Source organism: Seongchinamella unica (assembly GCF_004354085.1).
Taxonomy (GTDB): Bacteria; Pseudomonadota; Gammaproteobacteria; order Pseudomonadales; family Halieaceae; genus Halioglobus; species Halioglobus unicus.
The window spans coordinates 282,290-304,033 of record NZ_SMSE01000001.1 but is presented as its reverse complement, the minus strand read 5'-3'; the positions used below and the strand labels follow the sequence as shown (position 1 = coordinate 304,033).

The following is a 21,744-nucleotide window of genomic DNA, read 5'->3' as shown; positions in this document are numbered from 1 at the left end:
GATGGAAATTATCGCGGGGAATTCGCGCCCCATGGGTGCGCATTATGATGGTGAGGGCACCAATTTTGCGCTGTTTTCCGACCACGCGGAGTCGGTGGAGTTGTGCCTTTACGATCCCGCTGGTGAGCGCGAGCTCGCGCGCCTGACATTACCTGAGAAAACGCACGATGTGTGGCACGGCTACGTGCCCGGGCTGGCGCCGGGCACCTGCTATGGCTACCGGGTGCACGGACCCTATGAGCCGCAAGCGGGCCACCGCTTCAACCCCAACAAGCTGTTGCTGGACCCCTACGCTACCCAGCTCAAGGGGCGTTACCAATGGCACGACGCCAACCTCGGATACGCCAGTGAGAATCCGACCCAGGATCTGCTGATGGACCGTCGCGACAATTCGGCGTGGGTGCCCAAGGCGGTAGTCAGTGCCCAGCCCCAGTGGTGTAATAATGCCAATCGCGCCCTCGTGCCCTGGTGTCAGACGGTGCTGTATGAGACCCACGTGCGCGGGTTCACCATGTTGCATCCCGGGGTACCGGAGTCCCTTCGTGGCACCTTTGCCGGCCTGTCACAGGCAGCGGTCATCGACTACCTCAAGGCGCTGGGCATTACCAGTGTCGAGCTGCTCCCGGTGCACGCCTTTATCGACGAGCAACCGCTGCACAAAAAGGGACTGAGCAATTACTGGGGGTATAACACGCTCGCTTTCTTCGCCCCGCACAGTACCTATCTCGGCGCCGGCGGGCCGGAGCAGTTTCGGCAGATGGTCGACCGTTTTCACGAAGCCGGCCTCGAGGTTATCCTGGACGTGGTCTATAACCACAGCTGTGAGGGCAACCACCTGGGCCCGACGCTCAGTTTCCGCGGCATCGATAACCGCTCCTATTATCAGCTGTTGCCGGGCGACCAACGCTTTTATATCAATGACAGCGGCTGCGGCAATACCCTCAACATCCGCCATCCCCGGGTAATGCAGCTGGTGACCGATAGTCTGCGCTACTGGGCGGGGGCGATGGGAGTGGACGGCTTCCGCTTTGATCTGGCCACGGTGTTGGGTCGTCAGGAGCGGGGTTTCGCCCAGGACTCGACCTTTTTCCAGGTGGTCTCACAGGATCCATTGCTCAGTTCCCGCAAGCTGATAGCCGAACCCTGGGATGTGGGCCCGGGCGGGTATCAGCTGGGCAGGTTCCCGGCCGGGTGGAGTGAGTGGAATGATCGCTATCGCGACACCGTGCGTCGCTACTGGCGCGGCGATGGCGGTCAGCTCCCGGAGCTGGCCAGGCGCCTGCACGGCTCCGGTGATATCTTCGAGCACGCCGGCCGGCGACCCTACGCCAGTGTCAATTTCATCACCAGTCACGATGGCTTCACCTTGCGCGACCTGGTGAGCTACAGCCGGCGCCACAACCAGGCCAACCTGGAAGACAACAACGACGGTCATCGGGAAAACCTGAGCGCCAATCACGGGGTGGAGGGGCCGACCGACGATCCTGCCATCGACAGCCTGCGTTGGCAGCAGCAGCGCAATTTCCTGGCGACTCTGGCGGTCTCCCAGGGCGTTCCCATGTTGCTGGCCGGTGATGAACTGGGCCGCAGCCAGCAGGGCAACAACAATGCCTACTGCCAGGACAACCGCATTAACTGGATTGATTGGGAAGCCAGTGGGGAACAGGGTGCGGCGCTGACAGCATTTACTCGCAAACTGTTATTCCTGCGGCAGCACTTCCCGGTACTGCAGGCCGATGTCTACCGGCACCTCCCCGACGACCCCCATGATGATAGTATTCAGTGGCTCAACGGGGACGGTAAGCTGATGCGGGAGGAGCACTGGCACGAGCACCACAACCGCTTGCTGGGGTACCTGCTGACTGAAACCTCGGCCCATGCCAGCGCAGTACCACGTTTCCTGCTGGTCATTTTCAATGCCGACCGCAGCACCGCGGAATTTACCGTACCCGAGTCTCCCGGAGGGGACTGGCGGCTGTTTGCCGACACGGCGCGGCCGGGTTGCGAAGGCCAATCGCCGCCAGTCCGGGGTCTTACCACGCTGACGATTGCAGCGTGTTCCATCCAGATACTGACCGCAGGTCGCGTGCCCGGAGTTCCGGGCAGTGACCTGTGGCAAAGTGAGGAGTCACAGTGAAGCAAATCATCAAGCAGCACCCGTCGCCCCCGCTGGACCCGATCCGGGACAGCCTGCAGCGCCACTATTTATTCACCCTGGGAAGGGATGACCCCAGCTGCTCGCGACACTATCTTTACAGCGCGCTGGTATCGACGATACGGGAGCGCCTGATTACCGACTGGCGCAACACCCGCGAGAGGCAGGTACAAGAGGGCCTAAAAACCATCAATTACCTGTCGCTGGAATTTCTGATGGGACGCAGCCTCAACAACGCCCTGCTCAATCTCGATATTGAAGATCCGGTCCGCGTCGCCGTCGCCGAGTACGCCTGTGAGCTGGAGGAAGTCGAGGACGAGGAGGTGGATGCGGGGCTGGGCAATGGCGGACTGGGCCGGCTGGCCGCCTGTTTCCTGGACAGTTGCGCCAGCCTCGGCCTGCCGGTCGTCGGCTACGGTATACGTTACCAGTATGGGATGTTCCACCAGAAAATTGAGAACGGCTACCAGGTGGAATCTCCTGATCTCTGGTTGCGCAACGGCAACCCCTGGGAAATCGAGTGCCCCGAGCACACCCGCAGGGTCCGTTTTTTCGGACATACGGACTACTATCGCGACAGTCACGGTGCCCTGCGGGCGCGCTGGGTTGATACCCACGATGTGTTGGCTGTGCCCTATGACGTGCCCATTCCGGGATATCGCAACAGCACGGTCAATACCCTTCGCCTGTGGAAGGCTGAGGCCACAGACGAGTTTGACCTGGAGGAATTCAACGCCGGCAGTTACACCGATGCGGTGGAGGCGAAAAACCAGGCCGAGCAGATCACCATGGTGCTGTACCCCAACGATGCCAGTGAACAGGGCAAGGAGCTGCGCCTGCGACAGCAGTATTTCCTGGCCTCCGCCAGTCTGCAGGATGTGCTGCATCGCTGGGTTCGGCAGTACGGCAACGAATTTGGCGAGTTCGCGGCGAAGAACGGCTTTCAGCTCAATGATACCCATCCCACGGTGGCGGTCGCCGAGCTGATGCGGTTGTTGATGGACGAACACGGGTTGGGTTGGGAAGAGGCCTGGGAGATCACCGGTCATACCATGGCCTACACCAACCACACCCTGTTGCCCGAAGCGCTGGAAGTGTGGTCGGTGGAGTTGTTCGGGCAACTGCTGCCGCGTCTGCTGGACATAATCTACGAAATCAATGCCCGCTTCCTGGGGCAGGTGGCGGCGCGCTGGCCGGGAGACAGTGAACGCCAGCGTCGCATGTCGATCATCGAGGAAGGCGACCACCCGCGGATCCGTATGGCCTATCTCGGGATTGTCGGCAGTCACTCGGTGAACGGTGTGGCCGCCCTGCATACCGAACTGTTGAAGCAGGGCCTGTTCCGGGATTTTTTTGAATTCTATCCGGAAAAGTTCAACAACAAGACCAATGGCGTTACCCCCAGGCGCTGGCTGGCGCACTGCAACAAGGGACTGAAATCACTGCTTGATGAAACGATTGGCGACGGCTGGCTGGCTGATCTGGGTCAGTTGCAGCGCCTGCGGGAGCACGCCGACGACCCCGCCTTCGCCGAGCGCTTTATGGCAGTGAAACGCGACAACAAGGATCGACTGGCGGCACTGGTGAAACACGAGTGCGACGTCAGCTTTGGTCTGGATATGATGTTTGACGTGCAGGTAAAGCGGATTCACGAGTACAAGCGCCAGTTGCTCAACATCCTGCATGTGATTCATTTATACGACCGTATCCTGCGTGGTGACACGACCGGTCTGGCACCCCGCTGTGTCCTGTTTGGTGGCAAGGCCGCTCCCGGATACGCCATGGCGAAACTGATCATCAAACTCATTGGCAATGTCGCCAGGGTTGTAAACAGGGACCCGCGCGTGGCGGACTGGCTGCGGGTGGTGTTTCTACCGGATTACCGGGTAACGGCGATGGAGGCGATTTGTCCCGGAACGGACCTGTCGGAGCAGATTTCTACGGCAGGCAAGGAGGCTTCCGGCACCGGCAACATGAAATTCATGATGAATGGTGCGGTGACTATCGGTACCCTCGATGGTGCCAATATCGAGATTCGCGAGGCGGTGGGGGAGGAGAACTTCTTCCTCTTCGGGCTCAGCGCCAACGAGGTGGAGGAAACACGCAAAGCCTACCGCCCCGATGACATTATCGAGACCGATGCCGATCTGGCGCGGGTGATGGATTTGCTGCAGTGCGGTCATTTCAACCTGCTGGAAGCCGGTATCTTCGAGCCGATTATCGCTGCCGTACGCAGCCCGGGAGATCCGTGGATGACCGCCGCAGATTTTCGCAGCTACATTGATTGCCAGCGGCGGGTGGACAGCGCCTTTGCCGATGGCGGGCGCTGGTCGCGAATGAGTATCCTCAACACCGCCGCCAGTGGGCGCTTTTCCAGTGACCGCACCATCGCTGAATACCGGGATGATATATGGTTCAAGTAGGACGCCAGGGTAGGCACGGGCTGGTGTCGCTACCACGGGACCCGTCCCCCTGCCTGTCAACTTTTTCGAAGTGTACTAGGCTGTTGATTGACGGTGCGCCACGCCGCGCCACACCTGACCACCAGGAGAGCATGAGCTGATGGAAGAGCAGAACCCGCGTTACGTAAGCCGTCTTACCCGCAATACCATGGCCCTGGTGCTGGCCGGTGGGCGCGGCTCACGCCTCTACGAGCTGACCAGCTGGCGCGCCAAACCGGCGCTGTACTTTGGCGGCAAGTACCGAATTATCGATTTTCCCCTGTCCAACTGCGTCAATTCGGGTATTCGCAAAATCGGGGTACTGACCCAGTACAAGGCGCACTCACTGGTACGTCACCTGGTGCGCGGATGGAGCCACTTCAAGAAAGAGCTGGGGGAGTATGTCGAGATTCTGCCTGCGTCGCAGCGGTATTCCGAAGACTGGTATCAGGGCACGGCCGATGCCATTTACCAGAACCTGGATATTATCCGCGCCGAGGCCCCGGACTACCTGCTGATTCTCTCTGGCGACCATGTGTACAAGATGGATTATGGTCCCATGCTGGTCAATCATGTGGAATCAGGGGCCGACCTGTCTGTCTGTTGCCTGGAGGTGCCGGTGGAGGAGGCGGCCAACGCCTTCGGGGTGATGAAGGTCGACGAAAATGGCCGGGTCGTTGCTTTCCAGGAAAAGCCCGCGGAACCGGCCGAGATACCCGGGCAGCCTGGCCTGACCCTGGCTTCGATGGGCAACTATATCTTCAATACCGAATTCCTTTGCGATATCCTGACCAGCGACGCGAGCAACCTGAAATCCTCCCACGATTTCGGCAACGACATCCTGCCCTCCATCATCGAACAGTACCAGGTAAATGCCTATCCCTTCCGCGACCCCGAGACCGGGGGCAAGGCCTACTGGCGGGACGTGGGCACGCTGGATTCATTCTGGCAGGCCAATATGGAATTGATCGGAACCTCGCCAGCGCTCAACCTGTACGAGAAGGAATGGCCGCTGTGGACCTACCAGGAGCAGTATCCTCCCGCCAAGTTTGTGTTTGACGCAGATGATCGACGCGGTATGGCGGTAGACTCCATGGTTGCGGGAGGAGCTATCGTGTCAGGCAGCCGGGTGAGCGGGTCGGTCATTTTTTCCAATACGCGGATACATTCCTACTGCGACGTGGAGCGAGCGGTGATCCTGCCGGAGGTAACGGTGGGCCGCCATTGCCGGATTCGCAACGCCATTATAGACAGGCACTGCAACATTCCAGAGGGCACTGTGATCGGTTACGATGCGGAGCAGGATCGCGCCAATGGCTTTCGGGTGACCGATCGCGGTGTGGTGCTGGTGACCCGGGGCATGCTGGGCCAGCCTGAAGGGGCCGCCTGAAACAAGCGGGATTGACAAGTGAGAAGTACAGTGAAAACTATCAGCACGCAACCAATTGCCGGCCAGAAGCCGGGCACGTCGGGTTTGCGCAAGAAAGTGGCGGAGTTTACCCAGCCCGGCTACCTCGAGAATTTTGTACAGTCGATTTTCAACGCCATCGGTGACTGCAGTGGCCGTACCCTGGTGATCGGCGGTGACGGCCGCTATTACAATCGCCAGGCAGTGCAGATTATTGTGCGCATGGCCGCCGCCAATGGCTTTAGCCGCCTGCTGGTCGGCCGCGGTGGCCTGCTCTCTACACCCGCCGCTTCCTGTGTAATCCGCAAGTACGGTGCCGATGGCGGTATCGTGCTCTCCGCCAGCCACAATCCGGGTGGGCCCGACGAAGACTTCGGTGTCAAGTTCAATGGCCCTAATGGCGGCCCCGCGACCGAGACTGTCACCGACGCCATTTACCGCGCCAGCGGGGAGATCGACTGTTACCTGATCGAGGAGACAGCGGACATTGAACTCGATGAACCCGGTGAGCACCGGGTCGGTGGCTGTCGGGTGGAGATCATCGATCCGGTGGCCGACTACGCGGAACTGATGACCACCTTGTTCGACTTTGAAGCCATTGGACAATTGCTGGCGAACAGCCCTTTCACCCTGTGTTTCGACGCGATGCACGCAGTGACCGGTCCCTACGCCGTCGAGATTCTGGAACGGCGCCTGGGGGCGCCCGAGGGTACGGTGATCAATGCCGAGCCGCTGGAGGATTTTGGCGGTGGTCACCCGGATCCCAACCTGGCGCACGCCGCTGAACTGGTCAGGCGGATGAATAGCGATGACCCGCTGGCCTTTGGCGCCGCTTCAGACGGCGATGGTGATCGCAATATGATTCTCGGCACCGGGTTTTTCATCAACCCCTGCGACTCCCTCGCGGTACTGACCGATAATGCCGAACTGGTTCCAGGCTACCGTGACGGACTTGCCGGGGTGGCGCGCTCCATGCCTACCAGCCCTGCGGTCGACCGGGTAGCGGAGGCACTTGGAATTTCCTGTTACCAGACGCCAACGGGTTGGAAATTCTTTGGCAACCTGATGGACGCGGGCCGCATTACCCTCTGCGGCGAGGAGAGCTTTGGCACTGGCTCATCCCACGTGCGTGAAAAGGACGGCCTGTGGGCGGTGCTGTTCTGGCTCAATATTATCGCCGTGCGTAAGCAATCAGCCCGAGCAATCGTCCGCGAACACTGGCAGCGCTACGGGCGCGATTACTTCAGCCGTCACGACTATGAAAACCTTAACAGCGAGGGTGCGACCGCGCTGATACAGGGCTTGCGAGATAACCTGTCGACCCTTCGCGGCCGTGAAATCGAAGGCCATAAGGTGGCCTACGCCGATGAATTCGCTTACACCGATCCGGTGGACAACAGTGTCAGCCGTGGACAGGGCTTGCGCATTCTGTTTGAAGACGGCGCCCGGGTGGTATTGCGCCTGTCGGGCACCGGCACCTCCGGTGCCACCCTGCGGGTGTATTACGATCGCTACGAACGGGATCCCGCGCTGCTGGAACTGGATGCCCAGAAGGCGCTTGCCAGTCTGATCATAGCGGCTGATACGCTGGCGGGAATCCGTCAGCACACCGGCCGCGAAAGTCCCGATGTCATCACCTGAGTATCGCTTGATCGGGGTGACACAGCGATGAAAATTTTAATGGTTGCCGCCGAAAACGGCGCGTTTCCCGGCGGCAAGGTGGGCGGCATGGGCGATGTTATTCGCGATGTCCCGCCGGCCCTGGCGGCGCTGGGGCACCAGGTATCGGTTGTCATGCCCGGCTACCAGTATTTTTCCACGCTGTCCGGTGCCCAGCGGATAAGCGAATTGCAGCTGCGTTTCCGCGGCCGCATCGAGCGTGTGGGGCTGTGGCGGGTGGAGCCGGAACCTGCCCAGCCGGGGGTGAAACACTGGGTGCTGGAACACCCACTGCTGGCGCCCCAGGGCGCCGGCAAGATTTACTGTGACGACGGTCCGGAGCGCCCCTTCGCCACTGATGCGTCGAAATTTGCACTGTTCTGTGGTGCAGTATTGCAGGCGCTGTCCAGCCGGCGCCTGGAAGTGCCGGACATCATTCATCTCCATGACTGGCACAGTGCGCTGGTGGCGGTGCTGGCACGCTACGACAAAAGCTTCCAGCTGATGCCGGCGATACCCATGGTCTACACAATCCACAACCTGGCACTCCAGGGTATTCGCCCGTTCAGCGGGGACGAGTCCGCCCTGGACAGCTGGTATGGGGCGATGGATTACCCGGCCGACCTGCTTGCCGACCCGCGTTACCCGGATTGCTTCAACCCCGCGCGCGCTGCCATTAACCTGTGTCACCGGGTGCACGCGGTGTCACCCACCTATGTGCGCGAAATACAGCAGCCGGACCCCGCCGGTGATGCTGCGGGCGGAGGTGCTGGCCTCGAGGCAGACCTGCGCCGGGCGGCGGAGCAGGGACGATTGGTAGGTATCCTCAACGGCTGCGAATACCCGGATAAGGGCACCACCGTGCTGCCGTTTACCGAGTTTATCGACCTGGCCCGGGAGCGGGTATTGCAATGGCTGGGGAAATCCGCCGCAGTGCTGCCATCAGAGTTCCTCGCCCTGCGCAAGCTGGACCAGTGGCTGGCCTGTGGCGCTGAGCGCCCCGGGTTGCTGTTGACCTCGGTGGGACGTGTTACGCCGCAGAAAGTGGGTCTGCTGCTGCGGCCGCTGCAGGATGGACGCAGCGCATTGGTGCACATGCTGGAGACACTGGGTGACTCGGGCGTATTCATACTTCTGGGCAGCGGTGACCCGGAGCTGGAGCACGCTCTGGCGGCGGTGAGTGCCAGTCATGAGAATTTCCTGTTTTTGCGCGGGTATTCGGAACCACTTTCCGACCAGCTGTACGCCGAGGGTGACCTTTTTGTGATGCCCAGCTCCTTCGAGCCCTGCGGGATCAGCCAGATGCTGGCCATGCGTGCGGGTCAGCCCTGCCTGGTGCACGCGGTGGGCGGTCTCGCCGATACCGTTGTCGATGGCGACAATGGCTTCAGCTTCAAGGGCGCAACGCTGGCGGAAGAAGGGGAACAGATGCTGCTGCGTTTCAGGGAGGTGCTCACCCTCAAGCGGGAGCAACCAGCACGGTGGCAGGAAATCTGCGCGTCAGCGGCTGCGGCGCGGTTTCCCTGGGATAAGGTTGCCAGCGCCTATGTCGAACAGCTGTACCTGCCGTGTGACAAGGCGGCTGGGCGGGGCTGAACAATGGCGTCAATCAGCGAACACGAGCAGTGGATGCGTCGCGCCCTGACCCTGGCGGACCGGGCGGCGAATGAGGGCGAGGTGCCTATCGGTGCGGTGGTCGTGCGGGATGGAGAATTGCTGGGAGAGGGCTGGAACTCGGTGATCTCTTATTCTGACCCGACCGCCCATGCCGAAATAGTTGCCATGCGCGATGCTGCCCGATTGGTCGGCAATTACCGGCTTCCCGGCGCAACCGTTTATGTCACCCTGGAACCCTGCACCATGTGCGCCGGCGCGATGATCCACGCCCGTATTGAAACTGTTGTTTTTGCCGCCAGCGAACCCAGGGCCGGGGTGGTATGCAGCACCTGTAGCCTGCTGGACGAACCCCGCTACAATCACCGGGTCAGGTGGCAGGGTGGCGTACTCGCCGAACAGAGCAGCGAGCGTCTACAGGCCTTCTTTCGCGAGCGTCGCAGCTAGTCAGAGCGCTTTAAGGCTGGTTTTCTCCAGGGTTGCCGGCAGGTACTGCCCGGTGTCGATGGGGGGGCGCGGTTTGTTCCTGGCGATATCCTGCCATTGCAGAATGCCGCGGTAGTGGCGAATATTCTGCACGTAGGTCACCGCCTCCTTTCCGCGGGCATAGCCATGACGCAAGTTCTGGTAATACTTGCTGTTCTGTAACAGCGGCAGCCGTTCCATCACATCGCTCCACAGGTGCGGGTCGCCGCCCTGGCGGTCGGTGAGCAGGCGGGCATCCTCCAGGTGGCCGCGACCAATGTTATAGGCGGCCAGCGCCATGTAGGTGCGATCCGGCTCGAAAATATCATCCGGCAGGCGGCGTTTTAGCTGCTTGTAATAGCGGGCACCGCCGCGAAGGCTCTGCCCCGGGTCCAGTCGGTCAGCGACCCCCACTTCCCGGGCGGTCGGTGCGGTGAGCATCATCATTCCGCGCACCCCGGTGGGCGATTCCGCCAGAGGGTTCCAGTGGGATTCCTGATAGGCAATGGCTGCCAGCAGGGGCCAGTCCATCTGGTATTCGGCCGCCACCTGTTCTATCAACGCCTGGTATTGGGGTAGCGTTCGCGCCATGTTGCGACTGAATGTGTGAGAGCCTATGCGGGACACGGTCTTGCTGTGCCCGAAGTGCTCCTCCCGCAATTGCTCCAGTTCACCCTCGGCCTGTAATCTTGCCAGGAACTGGTTGATGCGCAGCAACAGCGCGTCGTTGTTACTCTCCGGAGGCAGGTACCAGACCATATCCTGGGCGGAGCCCAGCTCAAAGGCCACTTTCAGTCGCGGGTAGAGGCTTTGCTGGACTTCGAACTCGTTGGAGTCGATAACAGCCAGTTCTGCCTCGCCGCTGTCGACCAGTTCCAGTAACTCCATGGAGTCCACCTCGTCTATCTCCTGCCAGTTGAGATCGGGAAATCCTCCCACGGCCAGCGCTTCCAGCGCGCGACTGTGAGCAGACCCGGCCAGCACCACGATCGACATGTCGTCCAGATCCTCGATGGCCCGCGGACGGTAGCTGCCCGCCTTGTATACCACTAGCGGGCGTAACTGGTAGTAAGGCCTGCTGTGGGGGTAGGCGCTCTCTCTTTCCCCGGTCAGGGCAAGGCCCGCCGCCGCGATATCCGCATCGGCCCGGTCCAGGGCCACGAAGATGTCGTTCAGGCTAAAGGCCGGGATGATGTCCAGTTCGACACCGAGTTCATCAGCGAACATCCGCACCAGGGTGTATTCGAAACCGGTGGGTGAGCCCTTGTCGATATAGTAGGTGGTGGGGCTGTTGCGGCTGACCACGGTCAGTTTGCCGCTTTCCTCGATACGCTCGAGACTGTCCTCTCCCGAACAGGCGGAAAGCAGCAGGATCAACGGAAATAGCACCAGGGTGAGCAGTCGAATCATAAGTGCATTCTAGCCAGCGCCGGCTCGGCGTACACAGGGATAATTACCGTGGTATTGAGCCGCTATTTCGGTTAACGGAGCGGGGTCGAATACAGTACAATACCGCCTCGATAAATCAGCCCCCCTGGAGCCCTCCCCAGCATGCTTACCCTGCGCGGCGCACCGGCTTTGTCTGCATTTCGCCTGGACAAACTGAGTCATAAACTTTCCGCTGTTCACCCCGAGATCAAGCTTCTGCACACCGAGTTCGTGCATTTTGCCGACCTCGAGCAGGCGTTGTCGCCGGAGAGGCGCCAGGTACTGGAGCAGTTGTTGGAATACGGGCCGACCATTGACGAGGCAGGTCATGTGGCCGAGGGCATGCAGGGCCAGTTGCTGCTGGTGACCCCCCGGCCCGGTACGATTTCGCCCTGGTCCAGCAAGGCGACCGATATTGCGCATAACTGCGGCCTGGCGGAAGTGAGGCGCATTGAGCGTGGTGTGGCCTATCAGTTGGCTTTGCCAGAGAACCTGGGCGAAGCACAGCTGGCAGCGGTCAAGGCCCAGTTGCACGACCGCATGACCGAGAGCGTTTTTGACACGCTGGACGATGCGCAGGCCTTGTTCGTCGCGGCTGCCCCGGCGCCAATGACCAGCGTTGATATTCTCGCCGGCGGCAAGCCGGCCCTGGAGGCGGCCAATGCCAGCCTGGGGTTGGCGCTGGCGGATGACGAGATCGACTACCTCGTGGCCAGTTTTACCGAGCTGGGTCGCAATCCCAACGATGTTGAATTGATGATGTTCGCCCAGGCCAACTCGGAGCACTGCCGGCACAAGATTTTCAACGCCAGCTGGAGCATAGACGGCGAGGAACAGCCGTTGTCCCTGTTCAAGATGATTCGCAACACCAATGAGTTGGGTGGCGAAAACGTGCTGTCTGCCTATTCCGACAATGCCGCCGTGGTGGTCGGCCATCGCGCCGGGCGGTTTTATCCTGACCCGGAGAACTGTGAGTACGGTTTCTCCGAAGAAAACATCCACCTGCTGATGAAAGTGGAGACCCATAACCATCCCACGGCGATTGCGCCTTTCCCCGGGGCCGGCACCGGTTCCGGCGGCGAGATTCGTGATGAGGGTGCCGTCGGTCGAGGTTCCAAACCCAAGGTGGGTTTGACCGGCTTCTCCGTATCCAACCTCAATATTCCGGGTTACGGGCAACCCTGGGAGCGTGATTATGGTAAACCCGGGCGAATCGTCTCCGCCCTGGATATCATGCTCGAAGGCCCCATTGGGGGGGCGGCCTTCAACAACGAATACGGCAGACCCAACCTTTGCGGCTACTTCCGCAGTTTCGAGCTGGAGGCGGCCGGAGTGAACGGTCCCGAAGTGCGGGGCTACCACAAGCCGATTATGATTGCCGGTGGCTACGGCAACATCCGCGAGGAGCATGTCGAGAAGGGTGAGTACCGGGCCGGCGCGAAACTTATCGTGCTGGGTGGACCGGCCATGTTGATTGGCCTGGGCGGTGGCGCTGCCTCGTCCATGGCCAGCGGCCAGAGTGCCGAGGACCTGGACTTTGCCTCGGTGCAACGCCAGAACCCGGAGATCGAGCGGCGCTGCCAGGAAGTGATCGACCGTTGCTGGCAGTTGGGTGACATGAACCCAATTGCCTTTATCCACGATGTGGGAGCCGGCGGCCTGTCCAATGCCTTCCCGGAGCTGGTGAAGGACGGCAATCGAGGCGGCCGTTTCGAACTGCGCAATGTGCCCAACGATGAGCCGGGCATGTCGCCGCTGGAAATCTGGTGTAACGAATCCCAGGAGCGTTACGTGATGGCGGTGGAGCCGGAAAACCTGGCCCGCTTTGAAGCCATCTGCGAGCGTGAGCGCTGCCCCTATGCGGTGGTGGGCGAGGCCACGGAAGAAATGCACCTGCAGCTGACCGACAATATCTTTGGCAACGCGCCGGTGGACCTGCCGATGTCGGTATTGTTCGGCAAGCCGCCGCGCATGCACAGAGAGGTGACGCGCCAGCAGGTTGCGACGGAGTCACTGTCGCTGGATTTGAGTGTGGCCGATGCGGCGTCCCGGGTGTTGCAGTTGCCCACCGTGGCCAGTAAGAATTTCCTGATCACCATTGGTGACCGAACCGTGACCGGTATGGTCGCCCGCGACCAGATGGTCGGGCCCTGGCAGGTGCCGGTGGCTGACTGTGCGGTGACGACGGTGTCCTATGACTCTTTCGCCGGTGAGGCCATGGCCATGGGCGAGCGCACGCCCCTGGCATTGCTGGATGGTCCGGCTTCCGGCCGCATGGCTGTTGCCGAGGCGATTACCAATATTGCCGCTGCCAGCATCGCCGATATTCGCGACATCAAGCTGTCCGCCAACTGGATGTGTGCCGCCGGCTATGGTGCCGAGGACGAGGCGCTGTATGACACTGTCTACGCGGTGGGCATGGAGTTTTGCCCGCAGCTGGGTATCACCATCCCGGTGGGCAAGGATTCCATGTCCATGCGCACAACCTGGAACGATGGCGAGGACAAGGCGGTCACCGCGCCCCTGTCACTGATCGTATCCGCCTTTACCCCGGTGACTGATGTTCGCCTGTCGGTGACCCCGCAATTGCAGCCCGATGCGGAGGCCAGTCTGCTACTGGTTGATCTCGGTCGCGGCGCCAACCGCCTGGGTGGCTCGGCGCTGGCCCAGAGTTGCAGGCAGTTAGGTACCACCGCTCCCGATATTGAAGCTGCCGACCTGAAGGCTTTCTTCGAACTGGTCCAGCACTACCTGCAGGCCGGCAAACTGCTGGCCTACCACGACCGCTCCGACGGCGGCCTGTTGGTGACCCTGGCGGAGATGGCCTTTGCCGGGCACTGTGGGCTGGACGTCGATCTGAACGCGCTGCCGGGTGACGATATCGCCCGCCTGTTCAACGAGGAGGCCGGCGCCGTCCTCCAGTTGCGCGACAGCGATCTGGAGGAATTTCTCGCCAGCGCGGGCCGCGCCGGGCTTGGCGATTGCACCCATGTCATCGGCACAGCCAGACCGGGTGAGAGCCTGGTAGTGCGCGATGCACAACGGGAAGTGCTGGCTGGAACACGGTCCGAGGCACAGCGCCTGTGGGCGCGGACCAGTTACGAGATACAGGCCCTGCGCGACAACCCGGACTGTGCGCGGGAAGAGTTTGAGCGGATAGGCTCGGAAGGTGCCGGCCTCAGCGCCAGCCTGAGCTTCGATCCGGCAGAGGATACTGCCGCCCCGTACATCAACATCGGCGCCCGGCCGCGCCTCGCCGTGCTCCGTGAGCAGGGCGTCAACGGCCATGTGGAAATGGCGGCCGCGTTCCACCGGGCGGGCTTTGCCCCGGTAGACGTGCATATGAGCGATATCCTCGGTGGCCGCCAGCAGCTGGCGGATTTCAAGGGGCTGGTCGCCTGTGGCGGATTTTCCTACGGTGACGTACTCGGCGCCGGGGAGGGTTGGGCCAAGAGCATTCGCTTCAATGAGGGCGTGCGTGAGCAATTCGGGGCGTTTTTCCAGCGGGAGGACAGTTTTACCCTGGGGGTATGCAATGGCTGCCAGATGGTCTCCACCCTCAAGGACCTGATTCCCGGCGCGGATCACTGGCCACGCTTTGTGCGCAACCGTTCGGAACAGTTCGAGGCCAGGCTGGCGCTGGTCCAGGTTCAGGAGAGTCCCTCCATCCTGTTATCCGGCATGGCCGGCTCGCACCTGCCAATCGCAGTCGCTCACGGCGAGGGCCGGGCCGAATTTACCGACCAGGCTGCCCTCAAGGCCTGTGAAGCCACTGGTACCGTGGCCATGCGTTACGTGGAAAGCGACCTGTCGGTCGCGACCGCCTACCCTGCCAACCCCAATGGTTCCCCCAATGGCATTACCGGGCTTGCCAGCCTGGATGGACGCGCCACCATCATGATGCCTCACCCGGAGCGGGTGTTCCGCACTGTGCAGTATTCCTGGGCGCCGCCAGAGTGGCCGGAAGACGCGGGCTGGATGCGCCTGTTCCGCAATGCGCGGAAGTGGCTGGGTTAGGGCCGGTGCCGGGCCCTTGAATTCGAGGCCCGGCGCCCCCATCACTGGAGCTACGGCCTTGTGGCGAGAGGTCGATTCCTTATAATGACGCCTTTTTCGAGTCGGGCCCGCCGCCCGTTTCAATTACTGAGCAATTTACATGCTGAACAAGTATCCCCTGTGGAAATACCTGCTAGTGCTGTTTGTGCTGGCTCTGGGTTTCTTCTACGCCGCGCCCAACCTATACAAGCCGGACCCGGCCCTGCAGATTACCGGTGAGAGCAGCGCCCAGATTATCGATGAGGCTACCCTGACCCGGGCCCACAAGGCTCTGGAAGAGGCGGGCATCGACTATTTCGGCGAGACCATCGATCCCGATGGCCGCAACGCACTGATTCGCCTCCGTGACCAGGAAGAACAACTGCAGGCCCAGGCCCGGGTATCGCGGGTACTGGGTGACGGCTTCATTGTTGCTCTCAACCTGGCGCCGACCACACCTTCGTGGCTCAGCGATTTCGGCGCCCAGCCGGTCAAGTTGGGACTGGACCTGCGCGGCGGTGTGCACTTCAAGCTGGAAGTGGATGTGGATGCGGCGATCGAGCGGCGTATGGAGTATTACCTCAACGCCACCAAGCGCGCCCTGCGTGAGGCCCGTATCCGTGGTTACGTGGACATCGACGGTGACAACCGGCTGGAAACCAAGTTCCGCTCCGAGGATTTGCGTGAGCAGGCCAGGGCAATCATTGCCGAGAACCACCCTGAACTGGTGCTCGACCGGGTGGATGAAGAAGGCAGCTGGAACCTGTATGCCGTCATGACCGAGGCCACCCGTGATGAGCTTGCCGACTACGCCGTCACCCAGAACCTCACCACCCTGCGTAACCGGGTCAACGAGCTGGGCGTGTCAGAACCTCTGGTCCAGCGCCAGGGCAAGAATCGCATTGTGGTGGAACTGGCCGGCATCCAGGACACCGCCGAAGCCAAGCGTATCCTCGGCAAGGTGGCCAACCTGGAATTCCGCATGGTGGCCAGGCTGGAAGCGGCTCCCTCCGAGAAGCAGCGCTTCGAGTACCGCAGTGCTGATCGCGCCGGCATGAGCGAGTGGCTGGAACGGGAAGTGATCCTGACCGGTGAGCGGGTGACCAACGCCCAGGCCAGTTTCGACCAGAACGGCCGACCCAATGTCCAGATAAGCCTGGACAGCGAGGGCGGCCTGCTGATGAACCGCGCCACCCGCGACAATATCAAGCGGCGCATGGGTGTACTGTTTATCGAGCGCAAATACCGCACCACCTACGAGCGCGATGAAAACGGCGAAGAAGTCGCGGTAAAGATTCCCTACGACGAGAAAAAGCTGCTGACCGCACCGGTCATCCAGTCTGCGCTGGGTGCGCAGTTCCAGATTACCGGTCTGGACAGTCCACTGGAGGCTTCCGAGCTGGCACTGATGTTGCGCGCGGGCGCCCTGGCAGCGCCCATCAGCTTTGTTGAGGAGCGTACCGTCGGTCCCTCCCTGGGCGCGGAGAATATTCGCCTCGGGGTGAAGTCGGTGCAAATGGGCCTGGCACTGGTGGTCCTGTTTATGGTGCTTTACTACCGCGTGTTCGGTGTCGCCGCGGTGATCGCCCTGAGCTGCAACCTGGTACTGATGATTGCCTTCATGTCGATTATCGGTGCGACCCTGACCCTGCCTGGTATCGCCGGTATCGTGCTGACCGTGGGTATGGCTGTGGACGCCAACGTGTTGATCTTCTCGCGAATACGGGAGGAGTTGAAGAACGGGCTGTCACCACAGATGGCGATTCACTCCGGATTTGAGCGCGCCGTTGCCACGATTCTCGATGCCAACATCACCACCCTGATCGTTGCAGTTATTCTCTACGCGGTAGGTACTGGTCCCATCAAGGGCTTCGCCGTCACCCTGTCGGTAGGTATCGTGACCTCCATGTTTACCGCCATCATGGGTACTCGAGCGCTGGTCAACCTGATTTACGGCGGTCGCCGTGTCGAAAAGCTGTCAATTGGAGGAGGCGTCTGATGAAAGTGATCAACTTCATGGGGCAACGCAAACTGGCCCTGGCCTTCTCCTTGATTCTGCTGACTATTGCTGCCGTTTCCCTGGCGACCAGACAGCTCAACTGGGGCCTGGACTTTACCGGCGGCACGCTGGTGGAAGTGAACTACAGTGAAACCGCTGATCTCAACGGTATCCGGGAAACGCTGGAAACCGAGGGCTACGCCGGGGCGATAGTGGTCAGCTTCGGCACCGATCGGGACGTTCTGATACGCCTGCCCCAGGGCTATTCCGACAGCCAGGGCGCTGAATTACTGACCCGGCTGCAGAACGCCTACGACGGAACCGTGGAACTGCGCCGCATCGAGTTTGTCGGCCCCCAGGTGGGGGATGAACTACGCGAGCAGGGCGGTCTGGCGATGCTACTGGCACTGGGCCTGGTCATGCTCTACATCGCTTTCCGTTTCCAGCTCAAGTTCGCCGTGGGCGCTGTCGTGGCCCTGATTCACGACGTGATCGTCGTGCTCGGTTTCTTCTCCGTGACCGGAATGGAGTTCGATCTCACGGTGCTGGCTGCGCTGCTGGCGGTTATCGGTTACTCCCTGAACGACACCATTGTCGTTTCCGACCGCATCCGGGAAAACTTCCGCAAGATCCGCAAGGCGGACCCGGTGGAAGTCATCAATATCTCCCTCACCGAAACCCTGGGCCGTACCCTGGTGACGTCGTTAACGACGATGCTGGTGTTGATGGCGCTGGCCCTGTTCGGCGGCGAAATGATCAATGCCTTTGCCGTTGCCCTGCTGGTCGGTGTGTTTATCGGTACCTACTCGTCTATCTATGTGGCGGCCAACGCACTGCTGATGATGGGGGTGAGCAAGGAAGACCTGATGATCCCGGTCAGGGAAGGCGCGGAGCAGGAAGACTTGATGCCCTGAGTGGTGCTCTGGTGGCACGGCCCTGAGGCGGGACTTACCTGCCGAAACGGTCGCAAACTCCGCAGCGGCCCAAAAACCAAGGCGGAGTTTGCCGACCGAGCCGTCAACAGAGAATTGACGGTGGGCCGACGGGTGTGGCACCAATTTTTGTGGTCAGCCCAACAAAGGCTTGGTCACCTGCAGCACAGCCTTGAAGCACTTGGGATTACCGCAGACGATATTGCCGGATGCCAGGTAGTTATCCGAGGCATCGATATCAGCCACCAGCCCGCCGGCCTCTTTCACCAGCAGTGCTCCGGCGGCAATATCCCACTGGGCGAGACCGATTTCCCAGAACGCGTCCAACCGGCCAGCAGCCACATAGGCCAGGTCCAGTGAGGCGGCGCCGGCGCGGCGGATGCCCGCACACTGGCCCGCGAGGACCTCGACAGACTTGGCATAGGGCTGGAGTCGGTCGTCACAGTGTCCCTTGAAGGGGATACCGGTACCCAACAGAGCGCCCTCCAGGCTGGTGCGATTGCTGACGCGCAGGCGACGCCCGTTCAGTTGGGCACCGCGACCGCGGGAGGCGGTAAATTCTTCCCGGCGTACCGGGTCGACGATCACCGCGTGTTCCAGCTTGCCCTTGTGCGTGCAGGCAATGGAGACCGCATAGTGGGGGATGCCCCGGGCGAAGTTGGTGGTGCCGTCCAGGGGGTCGATGATCCAGCGGTAGTCGGCGTTTTCATCACCGGTGAGGCCCGTTTCCTCACCGAGGATGGCGTGATCCGGGTAGGCCTTCTGCAGGTGATAGATGATCTCCTGCTCGGCGGCGACGTCCACTTCACTGACAAAGTCGTTGACACCTTTGGCCACGATGTCGACACGATCCAGATCATCGGAGGCACGCACGATATTTTCGCCGGCCTTGCGGGCGGCGCGCAGTGCAATGTTGATCATCGGTTCCATGGGGTCATCCTTGGTCGGTCTCGGGCGCGCGATTATAGAGCAAGTGTGGCAGAAAATCTGCTAAACTTCGCGGCCCCTTTGGCACTCGCAAACGTCCATGAAGCTCGACAATATCCGCATCGTTCTGGTCAATACCAGTCATCCCGGCAACATCGGTGGTGTCGCCCGTGCCATGAAAAACATGGGGCTGTCCCGCTTGTACCTGGTGGATCCACGACAGTTTCCCGATGAGCAGGCCGAATGGCGAGCGGCCTCTGCTGTGGACGTGCTGGAAGACGCGGTGGTCACCTCGTCACTGGATGAGGCGATTGCCGACTGTCAGTTCGTGGTGGGCACCAGTGCCCGGGGCCGGCGGATTCCCTGGCCGTTGCTGGATCCGCGACAGTGTGCCGAGCGTATGGCGGTTGCTTCCGAGAAGGAGCAGGTGGCGGTGCTGTTTGGTCGCGAGGACCGGGGTTTGACCAACGACGAACTCAAGGTGTGCAACCTGCACCTGAATATCCCCACCTCCGCAGACTACAGCTCCCTGAACCTGGCCATGGCGGTGCAGGTGGTGTGCTACGAACTGCGGATGTTGCTGGATGCGCCTTCGCTACCGGCCACCGAGGATGCCGAGTGGGATACGCCCTTCGCCACCCGGGAAAACATGGAGCGTTTTTATACCCACCTGGAAGAGACCCTGGTTGACGTGGAATTTCTCGATCCTGCTGCCCCCCGACAATTGATGGCCAGGCTCAGGCGGCTGTACAGCCGGGTGCGACTGGACGAGATGGAGCTCAATATTCTCAGGGGCATTCTCACCGAGACCCAGAAGTGGGTGCGCAAGGCAAAAGCGTCAGATTCGGGGCCCGGTCCTGGCTGAAAACCAAGTAAAACAGTTGGTTTTATAGTTGACCATTTTACTCAGGTATTGCATACTACCGGTCTTGAAATCGAAAGGGTTGGAAGTATGCGACTCACTACAAAAGGGCGGTACGCAGTTACCGCAATGCTGGATCTGGCGCTACACGGTAGCGACGGGCCAGTGAGTCTGGCAGATATTTCAGGACGGCAGGATATCTCCCTGTCTTACCTGGAGCAACTGTTTGCAAAGCTGCGCCGTAACGATCTGGTTACCAGTGTGCGCGGTCCCGGGGGCGGCTATCGCCTGAGCCGGGACATGGCGGATATTTTTGTCGCCGAGATTGTCGATGCGGTCAATGAGGCGGTGGATGCCACCGGCTGTGGCGGCACCAGCAATTGCCAGCAGGGAGAAGTCTGTCTCACCCATCATTTATGGTGTGACCTCAGCGAGCAGATCCACGGCTTTCTCAGCCAGATCAGCCTGGCGAACCTGGTGGAGCGCCGTGAGGTGCGGCACATATCTGCGCGCCAGGACGCGCGGGCAGAGCAAAGTGAGACTTTGGTACTCAGCCAAGCCTGAGTGCAGTAACGGAGCTTTAGAGAATGCAGAAACCGATTTACTTTGATTACCTGGCCACCACGCCGGTTGACCCGCGGGTTGTGGAGAAAATGGTCCACTGCCTGTCCATGGAGGGCAATTTCGGCAACCCGGCATCCCGCTCCCACCTGTATGGGTGGAAAGCGGAAGAGGCGGTGGAGAATGCCCGCCGCCAGGTGGCCGACCTGATCAATGCCGACCCCAGGGAGATTGTCTGGACCTCCGGTGCCACCGAGTCCGACAACCTGGCCATCAAGGGAGTAGCCCACTTCTACCAGAAGAAGGGCAAGCACATCGTTACCTCCAAGATCGAGCACAAGGCAGTGCTGGACACCTGTCGCCACCTGGAACGAGAAGGATACGAGGTGACTTACCTGGACCCGAACGAGGCCGGGCTGATCACGCCTGAGGCCGTCGCCGCTGCGCTTCGCGAGGACACCGTGCTGGTGAGCATCATGCACGCCAACAACGAGATCGGCACGGTCAACGATATTGCCGGCATCGGCGAGGTGACTCGCAATGCCAAGGTGCTGTTCCACGTGGACGCCGCCCAGAGCGCCGGCAAAATCGAACTGGATATGGAAACAATGAAGGTCGACCTGCTGTCCATGTCGGGCCACAAGATGTACGGCCCCAAGGGTGTGGGTGCCTTGTTCGTACGCCGCAAGCCACGGGTTCGGCTGGAAGCGCAAATGCACGGCGGTGGCCACGAGCGCGGCATGCGTTCCGGTACGCTGGCCACCCACCAGATTGTGGGCATGGGCGAGGCCGCCCATGTTGCCAAAGAAGGCATGGCGGAAGAAGCAGAGCGCCTCAAGGCACTGCGCCAGCGCTTCTGGGACGGAATCAAGGATATCGAAGAAGTGCACGTCAATGGTGATATGGACCAGCGACTGCCCGGGGCGATCAATGTCAGTATTGCCTTTGTCGAGGGTGAGTCACTGATCATGTCGCTGAAAGACCTGGCGATTTCCAGCGGCTCGGCCTGTACTTCGGCCAGCCTGGAACCATCCTATGTGCTGCGTGCGCTGGGATTGAACGACGAGCTGGCACACAGCTCCCTGCGTTTCAGCTTTGGCCGGTTCACCACCGAGGAAGACGTCGACGTGGCAGTAGAGCAGTTGCGCAATGCAGTAGGCAAATTGAGGGAGCTTTCGCCCCTCTGGGACATGTATCAGGACGGTGTCGACCTGGACACCATCGAGTGGGCCGCCCACTAGCGGTTGAGGAGAAGAAT

General features: G+C 60.9%; 14 protein-coding genes. 12 read left to right on the top strand and 2 right to left on the bottom strand.

The features are described from left to right. Position 1 precedes the first annotated feature (1 nt). From glgX to tadA, 6 genes are all read left to right on the top strand, one after another. Positions 2-2,137, top strand: a complete 2,136-nt coding sequence (gene glgX / locus E2F43_RS01360; protein ID WP_133209086.1) for a glycogen debranching protein GlgX — start codon at positions 2-4, stop codon at positions 2,135-2,137. Continuing rightward, positions 2,134-4,578, top strand: coding sequence for a glycogen/starch/alpha-glucan phosphorylase (locus E2F43_RS01355; RefSeq protein WP_133209085.1), 2,445 nt, complete (start codon positions 2,134-2,136; stop codon positions 4,576-4,578). Before glgX ends, E2F43_RS01355 begins: the two co-directional genes overlap by 4 nt. 139 nt (positions 4,579-4,717) lie before the next feature. After that, a complete protein-coding gene (gene glgC / locus E2F43_RS01350; protein WP_133209084.1) occupies positions 4,718-5,986 on the top strand; it encodes a glucose-1-phosphate adenylyltransferase in 1,269 nt (422 codons plus the stop codon). A gap of 30 nt (positions 5,987-6,016) precedes the next feature. Next, entirely contained in the window at positions 6,017-7,645 is a 1,629-nt protein-coding gene (locus E2F43_RS01345) for an alpha-D-glucose phosphate-specific phosphoglucomutase (protein WP_133209083.1), read from the top strand. Between the two features lie 27 nt (positions 7,646-7,672). After that, positions 7,673-9,259, top strand: coding sequence for a glycogen synthase (locus tag E2F43_RS01340; protein WP_133209082.1), 1,587 nt, complete (start codon positions 7,673-7,675; stop codon positions 9,257-9,259). A 3-nt stretch (positions 9,260-9,262) separates the two neighbouring features. Then, on the top strand, positions 9,263-9,724 hold the full coding sequence (tadA, locus tag E2F43_RS01335) for a tRNA adenosine(34) deaminase TadA (RefSeq protein WP_133209081.1): 462 nt from the start codon (positions 9,263-9,265) through the stop codon (positions 9,722-9,724). Here the strand turns inward: tadA and mltF are convergent, their stop codons facing one another. Beyond that, positions 9,725-11,152, bottom strand: coding sequence for a membrane-bound lytic murein transglycosylase MltF (gene mltF, locus E2F43_RS01330; RefSeq protein WP_133209080.1), 1,428 nt, complete (start codon positions 11,150-11,152; stop codon positions 9,725-9,727). Positions 11,153-11,293: 141 nt separating this feature from the next. Between mltF and purL the strand changes: the two genes are divergently transcribed. The 3 genes from purL to secF all read left to right on the top strand — a co-directional run bounded on the left by purL (position 11,294) and on the right by secF (position 18,118). Then, on the top strand, positions 11,294-15,187 hold the full coding sequence (gene purL / locus E2F43_RS01325; protein ID WP_133209079.1) for a phosphoribosylformylglycinamidine synthase: 3,894 nt from the start codon (positions 11,294-11,296) through the stop codon (positions 15,185-15,187). Positions 15,188-15,326: 139 nt separating this feature from the next. Further along, a complete protein-coding gene (gene secD / locus E2F43_RS01320) occupies positions 15,327-17,204 on the top strand; it encodes a protein translocase subunit SecD (RefSeq protein WP_133209078.1) in 1,878 nt (625 codons plus the stop codon). Next, positions 17,204-18,118, top strand: coding sequence for a protein translocase subunit SecF (secF, locus tag E2F43_RS01315; protein ID WP_133209077.1), 915 nt, complete (start codon positions 17,204-17,206; stop codon positions 18,116-18,118). The genes secD and secF overlap by 1 nt, the downstream gene beginning before the upstream one ends. Before the next feature lie 153 nt (positions 18,119-18,271). On the opposite strand, the gene E2F43_RS01310 is transcribed toward secF, so the two are convergent. Next, complete coding sequence (locus E2F43_RS01310; protein ID WP_133209076.1) at positions 18,272-19,066, bottom strand: inositol monophosphatase family protein; 795 nt, start codon at positions 19,064-19,066, stop codon at positions 18,272-18,274. 97 nt (positions 19,067-19,163) lie between these two features. Between E2F43_RS01310 and trmJ the strand changes: the two genes are divergently transcribed. The 3 genes from trmJ (at position 19,164) to E2F43_RS01295 (ending at position 21,727) form a co-directional block, all read left to right on the top strand. Continuing rightward, positions 19,164-19,928 carry a tRNA (cytosine(32)/uridine(32)-2'-O)-methyltransferase TrmJ gene (gene trmJ, locus E2F43_RS01305; RefSeq protein WP_133209075.1) on the top strand — a complete coding sequence of 255 codons (765 nt, stop codon included), beginning with the start codon at positions 19,164-19,166 and terminating at the stop codon, positions 19,926-19,928. An 87-nt stretch (positions 19,929-20,015) separates the two neighbouring features. Beyond that, positions 20,016-20,489, top strand: coding sequence for a Fe-S cluster assembly transcriptional regulator IscR (gene iscR / locus E2F43_RS01300; RefSeq protein ID WP_133209074.1), 474 nt, complete (start codon positions 20,016-20,018; stop codon positions 20,487-20,489). 23 nt (positions 20,490-20,512) lie between these two features. Further along, a complete protein-coding gene (locus E2F43_RS01295) occupies positions 20,513-21,727 on the top strand; it encodes an IscS subfamily cysteine desulfurase (protein ID WP_133209073.1) in 1,215 nt (404 codons plus the stop codon). The last annotated feature ends 17 nt before the right edge of the window (positions 21,728-21,744 follow it).